The 18,919-nt window shown below is 71.6% G+C and carries 15 protein-coding genes; 12 read left to right on the plus strand and 3 right to left on the minus strand.

Annotated features, from left to right (window positions below; genetic code table 11):
• Positions 1 to 7 precede the first annotated feature (7 nt).
• Positions 8 to 2,527 carry an SdrD B-like domain-containing protein gene (locus ABZ842_RS35445; protein WP_361546726.1) on the plus strand — a complete coding sequence of 840 codons (2,520 nt, stop codon included), beginning with the start codon at positions 8 to 10 and terminating at the stop codon, positions 2,525 to 2,527.
• Between the two features lie 443 nt (positions 2,528 to 2,970).
• Positions 2,971 to 3,372 (plus strand): VOC family protein, encoded by a 402-nt coding sequence (locus tag ABZ842_RS35450; protein ID WP_361546729.1) that lies wholly within the window; start codon positions 2,971 to 2,973, stop codon positions 3,370 to 3,372.
• A 28-nt stretch (positions 3,373 to 3,400) separates the two neighbouring features.
• Here the strand turns inward: ABZ842_RS35450 and ABZ842_RS35455 are convergent, their stop codons facing one another.
• Together ABZ842_RS35455 and ABZ842_RS35460 are read right to left on the minus strand one after the other, a co-directional pair.
• Positions 3,401 to 4,936: an MFS transporter gene (locus ABZ842_RS35455; protein ID WP_361546732.1), complete on the minus strand. Its 1,536-nt coding sequence runs from the start codon at positions 4,934 to 4,936 to the stop codon at positions 3,401 to 3,403.
• Positions 4,937 to 5,002: 66 nt separating this feature from the next.
• Positions 5,003 to 6,160, minus strand: coding sequence for an acyl-CoA dehydrogenase family protein (locus ABZ842_RS35460; protein WP_361546735.1), 1,158 nt, complete (start codon positions 6,158 to 6,160; stop codon positions 5,003 to 5,005).
• A gap of 441 nt (positions 6,161 to 6,601) precedes the next feature.
• Between ABZ842_RS35460 and ABZ842_RS35465 the strand changes: the two genes are divergently transcribed.
• Positions 6,602 to 6,871, plus strand: a complete 270-nt coding sequence (locus ABZ842_RS35465; RefSeq protein ID WP_361546738.1) for a hypothetical protein — start codon at positions 6,602 to 6,604, stop codon at positions 6,869 to 6,871.
• Here ABZ842_RS35465 and ABZ842_RS35470 read toward each other — a convergent pair.
• Entirely contained in the window at positions 6,826 to 7,443 is a 618-nt protein-coding gene (locus ABZ842_RS35470; protein ID WP_361546768.1) for a cupin domain-containing protein, read from the minus strand. The two genes, ABZ842_RS35465 and ABZ842_RS35470, sit on opposite strands and share 46 nt — an antisense overlap.
• 74 nt (positions 7,444 to 7,517) lie before the next feature.
• On the opposite strand from ABZ842_RS35470, the gene ABZ842_RS35475 reads away from it, so the two are divergent.
• From ABZ842_RS35475 to ABZ842_RS35515, 9 genes are all read left to right on the plus strand, one after another.
• A complete protein-coding gene (locus ABZ842_RS35475) occupies positions 7,518 to 9,155 on the plus strand; it encodes an amidohydrolase (protein ID WP_361546741.1) in 1,638 nt (545 codons plus the stop codon).
• Entirely contained in the window at positions 9,148 to 10,533 is a 1,386-nt protein-coding gene (locus ABZ842_RS35480; RefSeq protein WP_361546744.1) for an amidohydrolase family protein, read from the plus strand. Before ABZ842_RS35475 ends, ABZ842_RS35480 begins: the two co-directional genes overlap by 8 nt.
• A complete protein-coding gene (locus ABZ842_RS35485) occupies positions 10,530 to 11,474 on the plus strand; it encodes an ABC transporter permease (protein WP_361546747.1) in 945 nt (314 codons plus the stop codon). Before ABZ842_RS35480 ends, ABZ842_RS35485 begins: the two co-directional genes overlap by 4 nt.
• On the plus strand, positions 11,471 to 13,375 hold the full coding sequence (locus tag ABZ842_RS35490; RefSeq protein WP_361546750.1) for a dipeptide/oligopeptide/nickel ABC transporter permease/ATP-binding protein: 1,905 nt from the start codon (positions 11,471 to 11,473) through the stop codon (positions 13,373 to 13,375). The genes ABZ842_RS35485 and ABZ842_RS35490 overlap by 4 nt, the downstream gene beginning before the upstream one ends.
• On the plus strand, positions 13,372 to 14,415 hold the full coding sequence (locus ABZ842_RS35495; RefSeq protein WP_361546753.1) for an oligopeptide/dipeptide ABC transporter ATP-binding protein: 1,044 nt from the start codon (positions 13,372 to 13,374) through the stop codon (positions 14,413 to 14,415). Before ABZ842_RS35490 ends, ABZ842_RS35495 begins: the two co-directional genes overlap by 4 nt.
• A gap of 44 nt (positions 14,416 to 14,459) precedes the next feature.
• Entirely contained in the window at positions 14,460 to 15,731 is a 1,272-nt protein-coding gene (locus ABZ842_RS35500) for a Xaa-Pro peptidase family protein (protein ID WP_361546756.1), read from the plus strand.
• 62 nt (positions 15,732 to 15,793) lie between these two features.
• Positions 15,794 to 16,864 carry a thiamine pyrophosphate-dependent dehydrogenase E1 component subunit alpha gene (locus ABZ842_RS35505; protein ID WP_361546759.1) on the plus strand — a complete coding sequence of 357 codons (1,071 nt, stop codon included), beginning with the start codon at positions 15,794 to 15,796 and terminating at the stop codon, positions 16,862 to 16,864.
• Positions 16,861 to 17,847, plus strand: coding sequence for an alpha-ketoacid dehydrogenase subunit beta (locus tag ABZ842_RS35510; protein ID WP_361546762.1), 987 nt, complete (start codon positions 16,861 to 16,863; stop codon positions 17,845 to 17,847). The genes ABZ842_RS35505 and ABZ842_RS35510 overlap by 4 nt, the downstream gene beginning before the upstream one ends.
• Before the next feature lie 105 nt (positions 17,848 to 17,952).
• Positions 17,953 to 18,852, plus strand: a complete 900-nt coding sequence (locus ABZ842_RS35515; RefSeq protein WP_361546765.1) for an NAD(P)-dependent oxidoreductase — start codon at positions 17,953 to 17,955, stop codon at positions 18,850 to 18,852.
• The last annotated feature ends 67 nt before the right edge of the window (positions 18,853 to 18,919 follow it).

Here is an 18,919-nt window from a genome sequence, read left to right on the forward strand (position 1 = left end):
GAGTGCCATGCCATTACGTGGACTGGTGCGGGTGGGACTGTCCGGCCTGTTACTGGTGGGAGGCGGCATAGGCGCGATGGTGACCAGCGCCGGGCAGGCCGGCGCCGCTGCCTCCGACGGCACGCTGACCGTCGAGGTGCTACGGGACTTCTTCGGCACCGGCGTGATCAACTCGACGATGGACGTGCCGCAGCGGGGCATGAAGGTCACGGTCACCGACCCCGGTGGCCGTGACGTCACCGGTGTCACGGACGTCACCGGAAAGGTCATCGTGCCGCCGTCGAGCAAGCTGGTCGGCGGCCGGTACCGGGTCGACGTCACCGTCCCGGCGCCCTACAGCGACTATCTGCGCGCGGCGCCCGCCTCGACCGCGCCGAACCACTTCGACAGCTTCACCTCGTTCGTGGACGTCTCGGACGGCAAGGACGCATCGGTGACCACCGGGGTCTGGAACCCGGCCGACTACGCACTGCCCGAGTCCCGCTACTTCGTACCGATCCAAAACGGCGCTGGCGGGAAGGACACCCGGGCACTGGTGGCCTTCGGGACGGAAGCCCGCGGCAACTGCCCCACCCCGCAGGCGTGCCCGGAGGTGCTGAACACCCAGGAACAGGTGGGCACCACCTACGGACTGGCCTACGACCGCTACCGCAAGCAGATCTTCCAGTCGGCGTTCGCCCGGCGGTACACCGAGTACGGACCGTCCGGCGGTAACGCGATCTACACCGTGCCGACCGAAGGCGGGGGCGCAACGAAGCTCTTCGCGAAGGTGCCGGGCGCCACGAGGACGGCACACGACACCGGCAACCTGATCAAGGACGCCGGGTTCACCGACGCACCGGGCAAGGAGAGCATCGGCGGCCTGGCCCTGTCGGAGGACGGCTCGACCCTGTACGCGGTGAACCTGCTCAACCGCAGCCTGGTCAGCTTCGACGCGACCAGGCCCACGGCCTCGGCGCCCAAGGCGACCGTGCCGATCCCCGACCCGGGCTGCGCGGCGAACGGGGACTGGCGTCCGTTCAGCGTCGCCGCCCACGACGGCACCCTGTACGTCGGCGGGGTGTGCAGTGCGGAGAGCACGCAGAAGCGCGCGGACCTCAAAGCCGTCGTCGCCACCTACGACGGCCGGCGGTTCAGCACGGTGCTGTCCCAGCCGCTGACCGCCGAGCGCGGGAGCGTGCTCACCAGCAACTCCGGCCGCGACCAGGTCAACCACTGGAACCCCTGGAACACCGACCTGGACGACTGGGACTCCTTCCAGGTGACCGGCGCGATGATCAATCCGCAGCCGTCGTTGGCGAGCATGGCCTTCACCCGCAACGGCTCGCTGATCCTCGGCTTCCGCGACCGGTTCATGGACGTCGTGAGCTGGGGCGGACTGGACCCGAGGCCGGGCATCGACACCCCGCAGAGCGGCATGTCCGGCGGCGACATCAACATGGCCTGCGCCAAGCCCACCGGCGGGTACGAGTGGGAGGGCACCGGAAGCTGCCCCGACCACGCCACGAGCCCGACCGTCGACGGGGTCCAGCCGCCGGGCGTCGTCGAGTACTTCCCGGGTGACTTCTTCCCGAACGGTGGCTCCGCGACCCAGCCCGGGCCGCACCAGGAGTCCGCCCTCGGGTCGGTCGCCTACATCCCGCAGCAGCAGTGGGTCGTCAGCACCCAGATGGACCCGACCGGCCGGGTCATCACCAGCGGAACCGGCTACTACGACGTCGCCACCGGCCTCGGCCCCGGCAACGACCCGGTGAAGAACGCGTACGAGTTCGTCGGCCCGAACCAGAACGGGTTCGGCAAGGCCGGCGGCCTCGGCGACATCGCGTACGCCGCGGCGAACGCACCGATCCAGATCGGCAACGTGGTGTGGTTCGACGGCGACCGCAACGGCATCCAGGACGCCGGGCACGTGCTGCTGCCCGATGCGACGATCAACCTCCTGGACGCCGGCGGCAAGAAGGTCGCCACGACCAAGACCGACGCCGCCGGTGAGTACTACTTCGGCGGGGTCGGCGCGGAGTACGAATTGACGCCGGGCGCGAAGTACACGGTCCAGTTCGACGTGTGCACCGCGGACACCAGCGAGGTCCCGGGCCAGCCGGCCGCCGCCGACCTGCGGTTCACCCTGCCGCGGACCGGGAACGACCGGGTGCACGACTCCAACGTGACCCCGCCGACCACCGGCCGGCTGTGCAACGGGTACGCACCGGTCACCGCACCGGCCAAACCGGGCGGGGTCGATCACACGATCGACGCCGGCGTGTACATCCCGAAGGAGCCCTCGCCGAAGCCCACGCCGACCGCATCCGAGTCCCCGAAGCCCACCCCGACCCCGACCCCGACGTCCACGCCGCCGGCGACCCCGGCTCCCAACAACCCGGGACCGGCCGGTGACCGGAAACCGGGTGGACTGGCCAACACCGGCACGTCCGGCCTCGGCCAGGCGATCGCCCTCGTCGCACTGCTGCTCGGTGCAGGTGGGGCAGCCGTCCTGATCAGCCGCAAGCGGCGCGCCAGGCACCGCTGACCTCGCAAACCCCGACGGGCCGGTGCGTCGCACCGGCCCGTCGCTCATTCCCGCTCCGTGGGGAGGTCCGCTTCAACGACGGCCCTCAATCGTCGCCGCCTCCCTTTCGTCCTTTGCCCGTGGACTTCGACAGTGCGCGAGCGACCGATCCGGCGATCAGAGTCGCCGCAGCCACCTTCCGGGTCCACGGCGGCCCACCGCGGTTGGACCAGACGACACATGCACATCCGAAGACGACAAGCACCAGCAAGCCGATCAGAAAGATTTCCACGTGCCCTCCGGTCCGATCTCACGGTCTCGTACCGACCGAGCGACTCTTCTCCAGAGAAGATGGTCCACGGGCCGCTGCGGGTTCCACCTTGTGTGCCGGATTCCGACTTGTGCGCCGGCCGCTTGCGCGAAAGCGTAGTGACGGCCGGAGTCCGTGGGGCGAGGATGGGCGGATGGCACACCTACGCGACATCGTCTTCGACTCCGCTCGGCCGGCTGCGACAGCCCGTTTCTGGGCGGCGGCGTTGGACGGCCATGCCGTTGCGCCGTACGACGAGGCCGAACTCGCCCGCTTGCGGGCGCTGGGGGTCAACGGCCCCGAGGACGATCCAACGGTGCTCGTCGAGCCCGCCGGACCCGGTCCGCGTCTGTGGTTCCAACTCGTCCCGGAGCACAAGTCGGTGAAGAACCGCACGCACCTGGACCTGCGCACCGACGACGTGGAAGCCGAGGTCGTCCGCCTGGCCGGACTCGGGGCCGAGGTCCTCGTGCGCCATGACGATCACGTCGTCCTCGCCGATCCCGAAGGCAACGAGTTCTGTCTGTTCCCGAACGGTGCACAACAGGGAGCGTGACGGCGCAGTCCATCCGCCCGGTCCGCCGTCACCTCGTTGTTGATCCCGTCGCCTCGTCGGACGGGTGGGGAAAGCCCCGGGTGGCCACGAACAGCAGCACCAGCAACGCCACCGCGGCAGCCGCCGCCGCGCCGAGGAAGACGTACTCGACCGCGGCGTCCACCGCGCGGCGCAGCCGGTCCGCGGCGGTGGCGGTGAGGGCGGACGGGTCGTTCGCGGCGCGGCCGACGGAGTCGGCGCCGCCGGACCCGAGGCGGGAGGCGAGTACGGCGTTGGCCAGGGCGCCGAAGAGGGCCGCGCCCACGGTCTGGCCGATCTGCCGGCAGAAGAAGACCGAAGCGGTCGCCGTGCCGCGCTCGGAGTGCTCCACCGAGGACTGCACGCCGATGAGCAGCGGGAGTTGGAACAGCCCGAGCGCCCCGCCGAGCAGTAGCATGATCAGGGCCGGGTGCCACGGCTCGCCCGGGTGGGGGAGGAAGAAGAAGGAGCCCAGCACCAGGCTCGTCAGGGCGGCACCGATCGCAGCGGTCAGCCGGAAGCCGATGCGCTGGTAGATCTTGCCGGAGAGGGCCGCGCTGACGGGCCAGCTCAGGAGCATCACGGTGAGGACGAACCCGGCCTGGGTGGGGTCGAGGCCGAGCACGGACTGTCCGTACGTGGGGATGAACACGTTCGGCGCGATCATCAGCACGCCCAGCGCACCGAACGACAGGTTCACCGCCGCGATGGTGCGCCTTCGCCACACCCAGCCGGGGATGATCGGGTCGCTGGCGCGTCGCTCGACGGCCACGGTCACGGCGACCATGGCGGCGCCACCGGCGAACAGCGCCAGCGAGGGCACCGAGAGCCACGGCCAGGCGACACCGCCCTGCACGAGCGCGGTGATCAGGAGCGCTCCGGTGCCGAAGAGGGCGAGGGCGCCCGGCCAGTCCACCTTCGCCCGGGTCCTGATCCGTCGGGGTTCGTGCAGATGGCGGACGATCAGCCAGAGCGCGACGGCGCCGACGGGGAGGTTGAGCAGGAAGATCCAGCGCCAGTCGGCGTAGCCGGCGACGGCGCCGCCGATCGCCGGACCGGTCACCGCCGAGCCCGCCCACACCGAGGACAGCCTCGCCTGGATCTTGGGGCGCTGCTCCGCCGGGTAGAGGTCGGCGGCGATGGTCTGCACGGTTCCCTGGAGAGCGCCGCCGCCCAGGCCCTGGACGATCCTGAAGGCGATCAGGGACGTCATGTTCCAGGCGGTCGCGCAGAGCAGGGAGCCGATCAGGAAGACGCCGATCCCGATGACCAGGACCGGTTTTCGGCCGACGGTGTCGGCGAGCTTCCCGTACACCGGCAGGGTGACGGTGACGGCGAGCAGGTAGCCGGCGAAGACCCAGGAGAAGGCGGAGAACCCGCCGAGGTCACCGACGATCTGCGGTACGGCGGTGGAGACGACGGTCACGTCGAGCGCGGCGAGCGCCATGCCCAGCATCAGGGCAGCGACGACCGGGTGGCGCCCCCGCGGGGTTCCGTCGGACGGAGCCTGCTCGACGGCGTCGGCCGTCTTGCGTTCTCCCGGCATCGCGAACCTCCCTCAACCGAACGTCCCAAGCCCAAGCCCGCACCTGCGTCCGCACCCGTGTCCGGCCTACAGGCCGAGGTCCTTGGCGACGATCGACTTCATGACCTCGCTGGTCCCGGCGTAGATCCTGCTGACCCGGGTGTCGGCGTACAGCCGGGCGATCGGGTACTCCAGGACGTATCCGTACCCGCCGTGCAGTTGGAGGCACTTGTCGATGACGCGGCCGGCGGTCTCCGTGCAGAAGAGCTTCGCCTTCGCGGCGTCGGCCGCGGTCAGTTGCCCCTGGCCGTGCAGTTCCACCGCCCGGTCGGCCAGGCACTGCGCGGCTGTCACTTCGGTTGAGCATTCGGCGAGGACGAACTTGGTGTTCTGGAAGGCGGCCACCGGCTGCCCGAAGACCTCCCGCTCGCGCACGTATTCCGTGGCGAAGGCGACCGCAGCCGCGGCCGTCGCGCAGCCGCTGACCGCCGCGCCCAGCCGCTCCACCACCAGGTTGTGCGCGAGGTACGAGAAGCCACGGCCCTCCTCGCCGAGGAGGTCGCCCACCGGAACGCGCACGTCGGTGAAGGACAGTTCGGCCGTGTCCTGGGCCCGCAGGCCGATCTTCTCCAGCTTGCGGCCGACCCGGAAGCCCTCGCTGGCCGTGTCGACGCAGAGGATCGACAGGCCCGCCCGGCGGTTCGCGGGGTCGTACGGTGCGGTGCGGCAGACCACGAGGATCCGGTGGGCCTGCGCCCCGCCGGTGATGAAGGTCTTGGCGCCGTTGAGGACGTAGTGCGAGCCGTCCGCCGACAGCTCCGCCCTCGTACGGATCCCCGCCAGGTCGGACCCGGTCCCCGGTTCGGTCATCGCGATCGCGGTCATCATCTCGCCGGAGAGGAAGCCCGGCAGCCAGCGCCGCTTCTGCTCCTCGCTGCCGAACTCCAGCAGGTACGGAAGGACGAGCGCGGTGTGGACGACGTCGGCGCCGAATCCGACCCCGGCCCGAGCGCACTCCTCCCGGATCACCACGGAGTAGCGCAGGTCGGTGACGCCCGCGCCGCCGTACTCCACGGGCACCTGTATGCCGAACACGCCCAGTGCGCCCAACTTCCGGTAGAGCTCCAGCGGTACGTGGCCCTGGCGCTCCCAGTCGGCGTAGTGCGGCGTCACCTCCTCGGCGATGAACTTCCGGATGACCGTCCGGAAGTCGTGGTGGTCCTCGGTGAAGATGGTCCGGCGCATGCTGGCGGTCCTCGTCTGTCGTCCGGTGCGCTCAACGGGCACACTAAGTTAATGACCGTTGGAAAATCCTCTTCTGCCCCTCATGCAACACCTCTATGGCCCCAGCGCTGAAGTGTCTGCTTTCACCGTGGTGAAGCCGGATCCGTGCTTGTCAGAGGATTGCCTGTTGGAAGAGTTAAGTTAATACATGCTAACGCTGTGGTCTAGAGCGCCCAGGAGTGAGCGGGCGGCCGTTCGGGCGGGTGGAGTCCGATGGGTGACAATGGCGCCATGCGATCGGCTCGGGGCGGTGATGCGGGAGGCTGACGCCCGGGTGGACGAGGCCAAAGTCGTCCAGCGACCCGAGGGCGGGCCGCTGGGCGAGCTGAGCGATCCGGCCGGTGCCCCTTCGACCCCTCACCCGCCCTCACGTCCTACCGGCACGACGAGCCGTTGCAGCGGGTGAAGATCTGGAGCGGCGAGTCCGTGCGGGTGGTCACCCGCTACGACGACGTCCGCACCGTCCTGTCGAGCCCGCACGCGAGTTCGGACCCCGACCTGCCGAAGTATCGGAAGCAAACAGCCATTCGTTTTGCTGCCCATCGTCCGGTCGGAGCGGTCACCACAGCAACGAGCGCAGTGAGGACATCCTCACTGCGCTCGCCGGTGGTGGTCGTGCAGGCCGCTCAGGCGGTGTGGTGGATGACGACGGAGATCACCCGGACCTCCTGATCGGTCATGTTGCGGTACTGGTGGGGGGTCGCCGAGTCGAAGGCGAGGGAGTCGCCCGCCTCCAGGACGTACGTCTCGAAGCCGATGTCGGCGTGGAGCGTGCCGTGCAGGACGAGTTGGTACTCGCGACCGTCGTGGCGGATGGAGGCGTGGGTGTCGGTGGAGCGCCCGAAGGGCTGGTAGACGACTTCCAGGAAGTCCACCCGGGCGTCCTGTTGCGGAGTGAGCCGCTCCCAACGGACCCCGCTCGCCAGGTCGATGGTCCGTCGGCGGCTACGGCGCTGTACGACGGGTTCGTCCGGCAGGACGGAAGGGCCGTCGGCGGGGTCCGCGCCGGAGGCGGCGCCGGACGGCCGGGCGCCGGGCCGGCCTACGTCCGCGGTGCCGGCGTCGGCCGCCCCGGGCCCGGCCGCTGCGGCGCCGAGGGCGGCGGTCATGGCGAACCGCGGCAGGGCGTCCGCCTCGCCCGCGAGCTGCTCTCCCTGGCGGCGCGCTGGAACCGCGCCGTCCTCACCGACCCCGAACAGGTAGTCGAGGGAGATGTCGAGCGCGTTGGCGATTCCGTAGATCACGCCCGCGGACGGGGCCGTCTGCCCCCGCTCCACCTGGGAGATGAGGCTGGCGGAACAGCCCGCGAGTCGGACGCGTGACCACCCTGTCCGCGGACGCCCGCAGCGCCGAAGTGGAAGCCGTCGCCGTCACCGGCGAGCGGATCTCGGCGATCGGCACCACCCGGGAGATCACCGATCTCGCCGGGCCCGCGACCACCGTCGTGGACCTCGCGGGGCGACGCGTCGTCCCCGGGCTGATCGACTCGCACGTCCACATCGTCCGGGCCGGCCGCACCTGGCGCGACGAGGTCCGCTGGGAGGACGAGCCCTCCCTGGCCAGCGGTCTCGCGGCGGTCGCCGCCCGGGTGGGCGAGCGCCCCGCGGGAAGCTGGATCAAGGTCATCGGCGGCTGGCACCCCGCCCAGTTCCCCGAGAACCGCGGCCCCAGCCGCGCCGAACTCGACCGCGCCGCCCCCGACAACCCCGTCTACGTGCAGTTCCTCTACGACTGGGCCGTCCTCAACACCGCGGCCATGCGCGCCCTGGGCGTCGACCACGAACTGGTGCGCTCCCTCGGCGAAGAGGGCTTCGACCCGTCCGCCTTCGAGACCGACGCCGACGGAGAGCTCACCGGCAAGGTCAACGGCACCCCGCTGATGGAGTGGTTCTACCGCCGGATGCCCAGCCCCGACTTCGAGGAACAGGTCGCCTCCACCGCCGAGATGTCCCGCGAACTGAACCGCCTCGGCATCACCGGAGCCATCGACGGCGGCGGCTTCAACAGCGGCCCCGACGCCTACCCCGCCATCCGCGAGACCTGGCGCCGCGGCCTGCTGACCGTCCGCAGCCGGCTCGCCGTGCACGCCTCCCGCGCCGGCGCCGAAATGGACGAGCTCGCCGGCTACCTGCGCTTCACCCCCCTCGACGTGGGCGACGGCATGCTCCGGGTCATCGGCTCGGGCGAGGTCGCCCTCTACCGCACCGTCGACAAGATCGCCCACCCCGTCGTCATCGACGACGACGTGCGCCGCCAACTGCGCCAGATGTTCACCGACCTGGCCCGCAACCGGTGGACGGTGCACACCCACGCCCACCACCACGCGACCATCGACGCCGTCCTCAGCGCCTGGGAGGAGGTGCACGCCGAACACGACATCAGCGACCTGCGCTGGGCTCTCGTCCATGCCGAACCCCTGCGCCCCGCCGACGTCGACCGGATCGCCGCCCTCGGCGCCGGCGTCCTCGCCCAGGGACTCTTCCGCTTCCAGGGCGACGAGGCCATCGCCGCCTGGGGCGCCGACACCGTCGCCGAAGCGCCGCCGCTGCGCACCCTGATCGAGCGCGGCATCCCCCTCGGCCTCGGCTCCGACGCCATGCGGGTCGCCTCGTACAACCCGTTCGCCACCCTCGCCTGGTTCCTCAACGGCCGCACGGTCACCGGGAACGCCACCCTCGACCGCCGGCACCTGCTCACTCGGGCGGAGGCCCTGCGCGGCTACACCGCGTCCGGCACCTGGTTCAGCTTCGAGGAGCACGAGCGGGGCCGGCTGGAACCCGGGCTCCTCGCCGACCTCGCCGTCCTCTCCGACGACTACTTCACCGTCGACGAGGACGCCATCGCGCGCATCGAGTCCCACCTCACCCTGGTCGGCGGCCGGATCGTGCACACCGCCGGCGATTTCGCGGCCCTCCCCGTCGCCGCCCCCGTCCCGCAGGGAGTCAGCCGTGCCTGAGACGACCCGCACCACCACCCCCGAGCCGAGCCTGCTGATCAAGGGCGCCACCGTCTTGACGATGGACCCGGAACTCGGCGACCTGCTGCCGGGCGACGTCCTCGTCACCGGGGACCGCATCACCGCCGTCGGCCCCGACCTCGCCGACCGCGCCACCGCGGCCACCGAAGTCATCGACGCCCGCGGCACGATCGCCGTACCCGGCCTCATCGACACCCACATGCACGCCTGGCAGGTCCCCCTGAAGGGCCTGCACGCCCAGGGCTGGACCGGCGAGGACTACCAGTCGGAGGTCTTCCACCTCCGCGAGCGCTTCACCCCCGACGACATCCACGACGCCACCTTCTCGGGCTCGGTCCAGATGCTCGACGCCGGCATCACCGGCGTCATCGACTTCTGCCACAACGTCATGTCGCCCGAGGCCGCCGAAGCCGGGCTGCGTGCCCACCGCGCCACCGGTCAGCGGGCCCTGTTCGCGTACGGCATGCTCGGCAGCTTCGACGCCACGCCCGAGGACCACGCCTGGCGCCTGGAGCACGTCCGCCGCCTCGACGAGGAGGTCAACAAGGGGGGCGACGGCCTCCTGCGGGTGGGCCTGGCCCTCGGCTCCATCGAGTACGGCTCCATGGCACGCGTCACGCGGGAGATCGCCCTCGCCCGTGAACTCGGCCTGCGGATGACCGTGCACCAGAACCCGCCCGGCCAGATCCGCGCCCTGCACGAGGCGGGCCTGCTGGCCTCCGACATCGTCCCCGCGCACGCCAACGCCGCCGACGACGGGGAACTCGCCCTGCTCGCGGCCTGCGGCGGCGGCATCTCCTTCACCCCCGAGGGGGAGTTCGGCGGCGGCCGGTCCATGACCGTGCTCAACCGCGCCCACCGCGCGGGCGCGAGCCCCAGCCTCGGCATCGACACCCACGCCCGCGTCGCCATCGACCTGTTCGCCGCCATGCGCCTGACCTTCCTGCTGATGCGGAACGTCGACGCCGCCGCCGAGCGGGAAGCCGGCCGCTGGCCGCTGGCCCACCACCCGGGCGTCCCCCTGGTGCAGCCGCGCCACATGCTGGAGTACGCCACCGTCAACGCCGCCGCAGCGCTCGGCCTCGGCGCCGACCTCGGCCGCCTCGCCCCCGGCCGGCTCGCCGACGTCGTCCTGATCGACACCGAGCCGTACGGAGTCGCGCTCGGCGACCCCGCCGCCCACGTCGTGCTCCAGACCACCCCGCGCGACGTCGACACCGTCGTCGTCGGCGGCCGGATCCGCAAGCGCGGCGGACGGCTGATCGACCTCGACCCGACCGAGGCGGGCGCCGCGACCCGCCGGGTGCGCGCCCGGGTCCTCGGCTCGGCGGCCCCGGACCCGGGACCAGCGCGGTGACCACCTTCGTCCTGCGGCGACTGCTCTCCGCCCTGCCCACGCTGCTGCTGGTGTCGGCGTTCGTCTTCACCCTGGTCCACCTGACGCCCACCGACCCGGTGGCGCAGATCCTCGGCGAAGGCGCGCCGGCCGCCGACAGGGCAGCCATGACCGCCCAACTCGGCCTCGACCGACCCCTGTTCGAGCAGTACGCCGACTGGCTCGGCGGCGCGCTCGGCGGTGACCTCGGCACCTCGCTGTACACCAGCGTCCCGGTCAGCGAGTCCATCGGCACCGGCATCGGGATCACGCTGTCGCTCGCCCTCGCCGGCATGGCCCTCGCCCTCGCCGTCGGCGTCCCGCTCGGGGTGCTCGGCGCCCTGCGGCCCGGCACCGTCGCCGACCGGCTGCTCACCACCTTGGTCGCCCTCGGCCTCGCCGTGCCCAGCTTCTGGCTCGCCATGCTGCTGGTCCTGGTGTTCGCCGTGAACCTCGGCTGGCTGCCCGTCGTCGGATACGTACCGCTCGCCGACGACCCGGTGGCCTGGTTCCAGGGCATGGTCCTGCCCGCCGTCGCGCTCGGCTCCCACACCGCGGCCGTCATCGCCCGCCAGACCCGCAGCGCCATGATCGACTCCCTGGAGTCCCCGTACGTGCAGACCCTGCTCGCCCGCGGCATCCGGCGCCGCACGATCGTCCTGCGGTACGCCACCAAGAACGCCATGGTCCCGGTCCTCGCGGTGATCGCCATCCAGATGTCCGTGCTGGTCGCCGCCAGCTTCGTCATCGAACGCATCTTCGCGGTGCCGGGCCTCGGCACCCTGCTCATCGACAGCGTCGTACGCGCCGACTACCCCGTGCTCCAGGGGTCCATCGTCCTGGTCGCGGTCATCGTCCTCCTGGTCAACCTGGGCGCGGACGTGCTGTACGGCGTGATCAACCCGAAGGTGAGGCCCCAATGAGCACCCCCCGGGCACGGGCCGGCACCTTCCGCCGCCTGCTGCGCCAGCCGATCACGGTGATCTGTCTGGCCGTCCTCGGCCTCCAGGTCGTCGTCGCCCTCGCCGCGCCGCTGATCGCGCCGTACGGCCCCGCCGAACCGAACGTCGCCGACAAGCTCCAGGGCCCCAGCGCCGACCACCTCCTCGGCACCGACGACCTGGGCCGCGACACCCTGTCCCGGCTGATCCACGGCACCCGCACCGCGCTCCTCGCCTCCGGCGAGTCCGTCGCCATCGGACTCGTCCTCGGGGTCGGCCTCGGCCTCCTCGTGGGATACCGGGGCGGCTGGTGGGACCGGATCGGCATGCGCGTCGCCGACGTCATGCAGTCCATCCCGGCGCTGCTGCTCGCCCTCGCCCTGGTCGCCGTCCTCGGCAACGGCCTCGGCAACGCGATGCTCGCCGTCGGCCTGATCTTCGCCGTCAGCTTCATGCGCATCACCCGCGCCGTCGTCCTCGCGGAACGGGAGAAGCTGTACGTCGACGCCGCCCGCGTCCTCGGCCTGCGCCCGCTCTCCGTGATGTTCCGCCAGGTCCTGCCGAACGTGTCGCCGCCGCTGATCGTGCAGGCGTCCATCGCCCTGGGCACCGCGCTGCTCATCGAGGCCACGCTCAGCTTCCTCGGCGTCGGCGTCGACGCCTCCCAGGTCAGCTGGGGCGCCATGCTCGACGCCTCCCGCCAGCACGTCGCCGAGCACCCGCTGCTCGCGATCCTTCCCGGGGCGGCGATCACCCTGAGCGTGCTGGTGTTCAACCTGCTGGGGGACGGGCTGCGGGACGCCGGCTCTCCCCGGTCCGCGGGCGCGAGCCGACCGCGCAAGACCAAGGCCACCACCGACGGCCCCGCACCCGGGCCCGTCCAGGTCACCGAAACGCCCGCCGCCCCCGACGCGCCGTCCGACGCCCTCCTGCGGGTCGCGGGCCTCACCGTCACCGACCCCGGCGGCGCACAACTCGTCTCCGACGTCACGTTCCACATCAACCGGGGCGAGACCTTCGGCCTGGTCGGCGAGTCCGGCTGCGGCAAGTCCGTCACCGCATCGGCGATCCTCGGACTGCTCCCCAAGGGCGTCACCGTCGCCGCCGGCTCGCTGCGCCTCGGCGACACCGAACTGACCGGCCTCGGTGGCGAGAAGCTGCGCCGCATCCGCGGCGGACGCATCGGCATGGTCTTCCAGGACCCCGGCTCCGCGCTCTCACCCGTCCACACCGTCGGACGCCAACTCGCCGACGCCATCCGGGCCCACAGCGACCTCAACCGCGCCCAGGCCACCGAACGGGCCGCGGAACTCCTCCGCCTCGTCGGCGTCCCCGCGCCCCGGCAACGGCTCAAGGACTACCCGCACCAGTTCTCCGGCGGCATGGCCCAACGCGTCGTCATCGCCGGCGCCCTCGCCTGCGACCCGGAACTGCTCATCGCGGACGAGCCCACCACCGCACTCGACGTCACCATCCAGGCCCAGGTGCTGGACCTGCTCGCCTCGCTGCGCGAGAGCCTGTCCATGTCCCTGCTGCTGATCACCCACGACCTCGGCGTCGTCGCCGACTCCTGCGACCGCATCGCCGTGATGTACGCCGGACAGATCGCCGAGCAGCGCACCGTGAGCGACGCGTTCGCCCGCCCCCGACACCCCTACACCGAGGCCCTGCTCGCCGCCGTACCGCACCACGGAACGGGCGACGCGCCGCTCGCCACCATCCCCGGCCGGGTCCCGCCCGCCTGGGACTGGCCCCAAGGCTGCCGGTTCCACCCGCGCTGCCCGTACGCCACCGACGGCTGCCGCACCACACCCGTACCGATCGACGCCGACGGGGTGCGCTGTCTGCGGGCCGTCGAACTCGACCTGGCAGGTGCCCGATGAACGACCCGACGAGCAAGCCCGTCCCGGGTGCCGAAGCCCCGCCCCTGCTCAGCGTGGAGAACCTGACCGTGCGCTACCCGCTCGGCCGGGGGCTGACCGGACGCCCCCGCATGCTGACCGCGGTCCGCGACGTCAGCTTCACCATCGCCGCGGGCAAGACCCTCGGCCTGGTGGGGGAGTCCGGCTCCGGCAAGAGCAGCATCGGACGGGCCATCCTGCGCCTGGCCCCCATCTCCGGCGGCAGGGTCGTCTTCGACGGGCAGGACGTCGCCCGCTTCGGCCGGCGCACCCCCTCCTCGTTCCACCGGGACGTCCAGGTCGTCTTCCAGGACCCGCTGTCCTCCCTGAACCCCCGGCAGACCGTGGCCACCACCCTCGGCCAGGCCATGGCCCGACACCGCCGGATGAGCTCCGTCGAACGGCACCGGGAGACCGAGGAGTGGCTGGACCGGGTGGGCCTCTCCGCCCACCACGCCGACCGCTACCCGCACGAGCTGTCCGGCGGCCAACGCCAGCGCGTCGCCATCGCCCGCGCCCTGGCCACCCGCCCCCGGCTGATCGTCTGCGACGAACCCGTCAGCGCCCTGGACGTCTCCACCCAGAGCCAGGTCATCAACCTGCTCAAGGAACTCCAGCGCGACCTCCGGGTCAGCTATCTGTTCATCGCCCACGACCTGGAAGTCGTCCGGCACATGAGCGACGACATCGGGGTGCTCTACCTCGGCGGCCTCGCCGAGTCGGGCCCCGCCGACCGCGTCCACCGCACGCCCGCGCACCCGTACACCCAGACCCTGCTGGCCTCCACGCTGCTCGCCGACCCGGCGCGCCAGAAGAGCCGCTCGGCCCGGCGGCGCGCGCTCGCCGCCGACGCCGAACTCCCGAGCCCCCTCGCGCCGCCGCCCGGCTGCGCCTTCCACCCGCGGTGCCCGCGCGCCGACGACCTGTGCCGCGTCGAGCAGCCCCGGCTGCTGCCGCTGGCCGACCCCGACGTCCACGCGGCCTGCCACCACAGCGAGCCGGCCCGTACGGCGACCGGCTGACCGCCGTACGCCCACCCGGCCCCACCACCACCCCTGGAGACCCCATGAGCCCCGCTTCCGCCGTCCCGCCGACCCCGACCCTGCCCGTCGCCCCGGCCCACGGCCACTCGCTCGTCGACTTCGAGGAGCGGATCAACTTCGACCGGCTGCGCTCCTACCGGCTCTCCCGCATCCAGCAGGCGCTGGACGCCAGCGAACTGGGCGCCGTGCTGGTCTTCGACAACAACAACATCCGCTACCTCACCGGCATCTCGATCGGGGAGTGGACCCGGGAGAAGCTCTCCCGGTACGCCATCTACACCCGCACCGGCGAGCTGATCCTGTGGGACTTCGGCTCGGCCGCCGTCCACAACCGGATGTACGCGCCCTGGATGAAGCCGGAGAACTGCCTGTCGTCCTGGACGACCATGCGCGGCGCGGTGCCGCCCGACGCCGATCTGATGGTCCGCGCCGTCGCCGAGATCAAGGACCGGCTCGCCGCCGCCGGCGTCGCCGGACTGCCCGTCGGCGTCGACCTGCTCGACCTGCCCCTGCACACCGAACTCACCCGGCAGGGCGTCGAGGTCCGCGACGGACAGCAGACCATGCTGGACGCCCGGCAGATCAAGAACCGGGACGAGATCACCCTGCTGTCGATGGCCGCCGCGATGGTCGACGGCGTCTACCACGACATCACCGAGGCGCTGAAGCCCGGGGTGCGGGAGAACGAGATCGTCGCCCTCGCCAACAAGCGGCTGTACGAGATGGGCTCCGACGACGTCGAGTCCATCAACGCGGTCTCCGGCGAACGCTGCAACCCGCACCCGCACAACTTCTCGGACCGCATCATCCGCCCGGGCGACCAGGCGTTCTTCGACATCATGCACTCCTACAACGGCTACCGGACCTGCTACTACCGCACGTTCAACGTGGGCCGCGCCACCACCGTGCAGCGCGACGCCTACACCAAGGCCCGGGAGTGGATGGACACCGCCATCGACGCCATCAAGCCCGGCGTTTCCACGGCGGACGTGGCCCGGCTGTGGCCGACGGCCCAGGAGATCGGCGTCGAGGACGAGAAGACCGCGTTCGGCCTGCTCTTCGGACACGGCCTCGGACTCGCCCTCCACGAGCGGCCCATCATCAGCCGGCTCACCTCGCTGGAGAGCCCGATGCTGATCGAGGAGGGCATGGTCTTCGCCCTGGAGACCTACTGCCCGGCCGCCGACGGAGTCTCCGCGGCCCGCATCGAGGAGGAGGTCGTCGTCACCGCGGACGGCGTCGAGATCCTCACCCGCTTCCCCGCCGACGAACTCTTCATCGCCAACCAGTACTGAGCCGACGGGCAGCGGGGCCGTCGCCGTACGGCCCGCCCCCTTCGAGAAAGATGCGTCCACCCATGTCCGTCGACGTCCGCACCGCGCACCCGCCGATCACGGGACCCGTGACCGGCGAGGTCCCCGAGGACACCGCGCTCACGCTGTACCGGATCATGTCCACCGCGCGGAAGTTCGAGAAGCGCGCCTACGACCTGTTCCTGCAGAACCTCGTCAAGGGCACCACCCACCTGGGCATCGGCCAGGAGGCGGTGGCGGCCGGCGTCGCCACCGCGATGCGCCCCGACGACTACTCCTTCATCACCTACCGGGGCCACAACCACCTCGTCGCCCGCGGCACGCCCCTCGCCCCGCTGATGGCCGAACTCCTCGGCCGGGACAACGGGCTGATGCACGGCAAGGGCGGCTCGATGCACCTGATCGACGCCGAACGGGGCATCCTCGGCTCGTACGCCATCATCGGCGCCCAACTCGTCATCGCCAACGGCGCCGCCTGGTCCGCCCAGTACCGGGGCACCGGACAGGTCACCGTCTGCTTCTTCGGGGACGGCGCCACCAACATCGGAGCGTTCCACGAGGCGCTGAACTTCGCCGTCATCTGGAACCTGCCCGTCGTCTTCGTGTGCGAGAACAACCTGTACATGGAGTACACGCGGATCGACAGCGTCACCGCCGTCGACAACCCCGCGGCCGACCGGGCACCCGCCTACGGCCTCGCGCCCGTCGTCATCGACGGCAACGACGTCGACGAGGTCCACCTCACCGCGCGCGCCGCGATCGAACGCGCCCGCGCGGGCGGCGGACCCTCCCTGATCGAGGCCGTCACCTACCGGCACGGCGGCCACTCCCGGGCGGACCCGGCCAAGTACCGCGACCCCGGCGAGGTCCGCGCCTGGATGGAGAAGGACCCGCTCGTCACCTACCGGGCCCGGCTGACCGCCCGCGGCGTGGCCCCGGACCTGCTCGACGCCGTCGACGCCGAGGCGCAGTCCCGGGTGGACGCGGCCACCGAGGAGGCCAAGGCGGGCGCCTGGCCGGAGCTGTCCCGGCTCTACACCAACGTCTGGAGCGACGGCGGCCACGCCTGGCGCACCGCGCCGGCCGCCGAGCACGGAGAGGGGCTCGTCCCGTGACCGTACTGACCTATCGCAAGGCCGTCGCCCACGGCATCGCCCAGGAGATGCGCCGCGACGAGAGCGTGGTCTTCCTCGGCGAGGACGTCGCCGCCGCCGGCGGCGTGTTCAAGACGACCGCAGGACTCCTGGAGGAGTTCGGGCCGCTGCGGGTGCGCGACACCCCGATCAGCGAACAGGCGATCCTCGGCGCGGCGATGGGCGCCGCGATGACCGGGCTGCGCCCCATCGCCGAGATCATGTACAGCGACTTCCTCACCGTCTGCTGGGACCTCGTCGCCAACGAGATCTCCAAGTCCCGCTACATGTCCGACGGACAGGTCTCCTTCCCGCTCGTCATCCAGTGCGGCAACGGCGCCGGGCTGCGCTTCGGCGCCCAGCACTCCCAGTCGGTGGAGAACTGGGCCATGGCGATCCCCGGTCTGAAGGTGGTCGCCCCCGCCACCGCGCGCGACGTCATCGGGCTGATGGCCGCCGCCGTCCGCGACGACGACCCGGTCGTCTTCTTCAACCACAAGGCCCTGTACTCCTCGAAGGAGGAGGTCCCCGACCTCGACGGCGAGATCGTCGAGGAGCTGGGCCGGGCCGTCGTACGCAGAGAGGGCACGGACGCCACCGTCGTCGCGCTGGCCGCGATGGTCCCCAAGGCGCTCGCCGCCGCCGAGCGGCTGCACGCCGAGCGGGGCCTGGACTGCGCCGTCATCGACGTGCGCAGCCTCGTCCCCCTCGACACCCCGACGATCCTCGGCCACGTCCGACGCACCGGGCGGCTGTTCACCGTCGAGGAGAACCCCCGGCTGTGCGGCTGGGGCGCCGAGATCGTCTCGCTGGCGACCGAGGAGTGCTTCGACGCGCTCACCGGCGCCCCCGTGCGGATCACCACCCCGCACATTCCGCTCCCGTCCGCGGACGCACTGGAGGACCTGGCGATTCCCTCGGTGGAGCGGATCGTGACCACCGTCGGCGCCGCCATGGGCGCCTGAACCCGCCCGACGCGGTAGACCCCGGCGGTACCGGGGAAATCCGAGCCGGCACCGGTCCGGCCCTTCGACACGCCACCCTCAGCAATCCGAAAGGCGACAACAACGATGAGCGCACCCCGTAACGACCGGCTCGGCTGGCTCGGCACCGGCCGGATGGGCACCGTGATGTCCGAGAACCTCCTCGCGGGCGGAGCCGACCTCACCGTGTGGAACCGCACCGCCTCCAAGACCGCGCCCCTGGTGGCCCGGGGCGCCAAGGCCGTCGGCACGATCCGCGAACTCGCCGACGCCGACGTGGTGTTCGTGATGGTCTCCGCCAGCCAGGACCTCGTCGACGTGGTGACCGGCGACGGCGGACTCCTCGGCGGCGCCCACGCGCCGTCCGTCGTCGTGGACTGCTCGACAGTCTCCACGGAGGCGTCCGCCGAGGTCCGCGCCGCTTGCGAGGCGGTGGGCGTCGCGTTCCTCGCCGCCCCCATCAGCGGCAATCCGCACATGGTCGCCGACCGTGCTGGCGCCATCGTCGCCTCCGGGCCCCGCGACACCTACGAGCGGGTCCTGCCCCACCTGGAGCTGATCGCCCCCACGGTCGTCCACGCCGGGCCTGCCGAACAGAGCCGGCTGGTGAAGATCTGCCACAACCTGATGCTCGGGATGATCACCCAGGCGCTGGTCGAGGTGACCACCCTGGCCGAGAAGGGCGGTGTGCCGCGGGACGCCTTCATCGACTTCCTGAACGGCTCCGTGCTCGGCTCCACCTTCATCCGGCACAAGGGCCGTGCGCTCGTGGCGGAGGACTACACGCCCACCTTCAACAACAAGATGCTCCGCAAGGACTTCGACCTCGGCCTCGGCGCCGCACGCGAACTGGAGGTGCCGATGCCGGTCAGCAGCATGGTGCACCAGCTCGTCCAGACGGCGATCGGGCACGGCTTCGCGGAGGACGACTACGCGGCGCTGTTCGAGGTCGAGGCGAGGGCGGCGGGGCTGCGCCCCACCGACTGACCCGCGACCGCCCGGCGACCGACCCGCACCCCAGACCCCGCCGTGCGCGGGCCGATGCCCCCTGTCC

Source organism: Streptomyces sp. NPDC047315 (assembly GCF_040643215.1).
Taxonomy (GTDB): domain Bacteria; phylum Actinomycetota; class Actinomycetes; order Streptomycetales; family Streptomycetaceae; genus Streptomyces.

Coding starts and splice junctions, on each gene's coding strand:
- ABZ842_RS35445 (WP_361546726.1), top strand. CDS start 8: ATGCCATTACGTGGACTGGTGCGGGTGGGACTGTCCGGCCTGTTACTG.
- ABZ842_RS35450 (WP_361546729.1), top strand. CDS start 2,971: ATGGCACACCTACGCGACATCGTCTTCGACTCCGCTCGGCCGGCTGCG.
- ABZ842_RS35455 (WP_361546732.1), bottom strand. CDS start 4,936: ATGCCGGGAGAACGCAAGACGGCCGACGCCGTCGAGCAGGCTCCGTCC.
- ABZ842_RS35460 (WP_361546735.1), bottom strand. CDS start 6,160: ATGCGCCGGACCATCTTCACCGAGGACCACCACGACTTCCGGACGGTC.
- ABZ842_RS35490 (WP_361546750.1), top strand. CDS start 11,471: ATGAGCACCCCCCGGGCACGGGCCGGCACCTTCCGCCGCCTGCTGCGC.
- ABZ842_RS35495 (WP_361546753.1), top strand. CDS start 13,372: ATGAACGACCCGACGAGCAAGCCCGTCCCGGGTGCCGAAGCCCCGCCC.
- ABZ842_RS35500 (WP_361546756.1), top strand. CDS start 14,460: ATGAGCCCCGCTTCCGCCGTCCCGCCGACCCCGACCCTGCCCGTCGCC.
- ABZ842_RS35505 (WP_361546759.1), top strand. CDS start 15,794: ATGTCCGTCGACGTCCGCACCGCGCACCCGCCGATCACGGGACCCGTG.
- ABZ842_RS35515 (WP_361546765.1), top strand. CDS start 17,953: ATGAGCGCACCCCGTAACGACCGGCTCGGCTGGCTCGGCACCGGCCGG.